The 2,218-nt window shown below is 67.2% G+C and carries 1 protein-coding gene; it reads right to left on the bottom strand.

Annotated elements, in window-relative coordinates; all coding sequences use genetic code 11:
• Positions 1–84: 84 nt before the first annotated feature.
• The gene (locus tag AC1HIY_RS16510) at positions 85–1,953 is read right to left on the bottom strand and encodes a MutS family DNA mismatch repair protein (RefSeq protein ID WP_479577899.1); all 1,869 of its coding nucleotides are present in this window, start codon (positions 1,951–1,953) and stop codon (positions 85–87) included.
• Positions 1,954–2,218 lie beyond the last annotated feature (265 nt).

Raw genomic sequence — 2,218 nt, 5'->3', positions numbered from 1 at the left:
AGCGTTTACCCGGGTGCGCGCTAACGTTCAAACAAACGCCCCGACGAAATCCATCGACCCAAACCCTCCATCTCCGCCCTTGTTTCACGGCGCTGACCCGCCGTCCGGCGGAGCCTCTTCGACGGGGAGTCCTTCCATCCGCATGATCTTCAGCGCATTCGAGGTCGGGCACGGTCCGGGGCGCAGGCGATAGTCGAACGCCATGCGCCCGTCGCGCACCTGCTCGCGAAAATGGAAGTTGTGGATGCCTTCGACCTCCTCGGCCAGGTGCACCAGTTCGAGATCGTGCGTCGAAATCGCGCCGACGCCGTGCCCGTGGGCGAGCGCCCGCACGAAGGCGCGGCTGCCGATGAGCCGCTCCCGGTTGTTCGTGCCCCGGAAGATCTCGTCGATGAGGAAGAAGAGCGGGTACGGATGATCGGCTTCGAGGGCCTGAAGGAGCGCCTTCAAGCGACGCACTTCGGCATAAAAATACGAGATGCCGTCGTTGACCGAGTCGGTGACCTGAATGCACGTGAAGAGGCGGAAGGGGATGGTGCGGAGCGCGGCGGCGTCCACGGGGCCGCCCGCGAAGGCGAGGCACAGGTTCACGCCGAGGGTGCGAAGAAAGGTGCTTTTCCCCGACATGTTCGAGCCCGTGATGAGGGCGATCTCGCCGAGGTGACGGATCGTAAAGTCATTGCGCACCTTCACGGCTTCCGGCAAAAGCGGATGACCGAGCGCCTTGCCTTCGAAGAGCGGCGGCTTCGCACCGGCGGCCTCGGGACGCACCTCCGGCAACGCATAGCCGGGGTGGAGTCCGGCGAAATTGGCGAGCGCGCCGAGGGCTTCGAGCTCATACCACGTGTCGAGCCACGCGGGCAGCTTCTCTCGTATCGCCGCCTTGCGCCGGTCGAGGCGATAGGTGAAAAACAGATCCCACGGCATCAGGGCATTGAGCGCCAGCCAGAGGATCTCGCTTTTCTGAGAACTCGCCGCCGCCGCGATCCACGTGATGCGCCGGAGCTCGGCCGAGGGCTTGCGCCTGGCGCGGCAAAACGGAGCGCACAGCCACGCCAGCCGCTCGTGTTTCCCATACCGGTAGTTCTCCAGAAAAAGGAGTACGGCCCGAAACTGCCCCAGGGTTTTTTCGAGATAGTTCGCCTCGTCGAAGAGCCGGCCGTAATCGCGTTGCCGGAGGAGGTAGATCCATGCATACAGGGTGAGCGTGAAGATCCACCACGGCGGAGCGAGGCCGGAGAAATGGAGGGCGGCCAGGGTGAGGTTGACCGCCGCGAGCGCGCCGAGGAGGGCGAGCCACGGCAGGAGCCTCCCGCGATCTTCACGGCCCAGCCAGGCAAGCAGCCCGTCGCCGTCCCACCGCGCGTCCGGGCGCTCGGCTACGAGCGCGCCGTTGAGGGCGAGGCGGTCGCGGAAAGCCGAGAGCGGCGCAAGCTCGCGCACGAGGGCCTGCCGACGGGCGATGCGCTCCGGGTCGGGAATCGTCGTCAGGAGCCACGAGCGCAGTCGTTCGCTCCCCCCTTCCGAAACGGCGGTGTCGAGGAGATGAAGGAGGGAGCGTTCCCCGGTCAGGTTGAGGTCCGTCTCGAAGGGGTGCGTCTCCGCTTTCGGGACGGGCCGCGGCGGAGGGAGCGCGTCCCAGTCGAGCGCGGCGCGGGCCGCGTGCGCCGCCTTGATGCGCCGGTAGATCCGATGCCGCGTCAGGCTCCGGAGCACGCGCCGGTGCAGCACGACGGCGACGACGAACGCGGCGACACAGGCAAGCGTCAGCCCCACGAACACCGCATGGCCGACCTGATAGGCTCCGAAGGCCGCCGCCATGCCCGCGAGCACGATGCCGAGACGCACCCACGAGTACCGGCGGCTGAGCCGGTCGAGGGCGGCGACCTTTCGGTCGAGCCGCGCCACCTGACGGCGAAGGGCATCCGGAACTGGCTGTCGGGGAGTAGTCATCGATGCGCGGGGCAGGGGAAAACGAGAAGGTCGAAAATGCGCAGGCGGCGTACGGCCGGGTGTGCCTCGGGCCGATGCCGCACGGCGTCCTCCGGCGCCCCGAGGATCTGTTTCGGTTGCATCGCTTCACCCTCCTTGCCCGAGCGCGCCGGAGCGTTTACCCGGGTGCGCGCTAACGTTCAAACAAACGCCCCGACGAAATCCATCGACCCAAACCCTCCATCTCCGCCCTTGTTTCACGGCGCTGACCCGCCGTCCGGCGGAG

This window comes from Rhodocaloribacter sp. (genome assembly GCF_056451265.1).
The sequence above is the reverse complement of the archived record's forward strand: the minus strand, read 5'-3'. Positions and strand labels throughout refer to the sequence as shown.

Coding starts and splice junctions, on each gene's coding strand:
- AC1HIY_RS16510 (WP_479577899.1), bottom strand. CDS start 1,953: ATGACTACTCCCCGACAGCCAGTTCCGGATGCCCTTCGCCGTCAGGTG.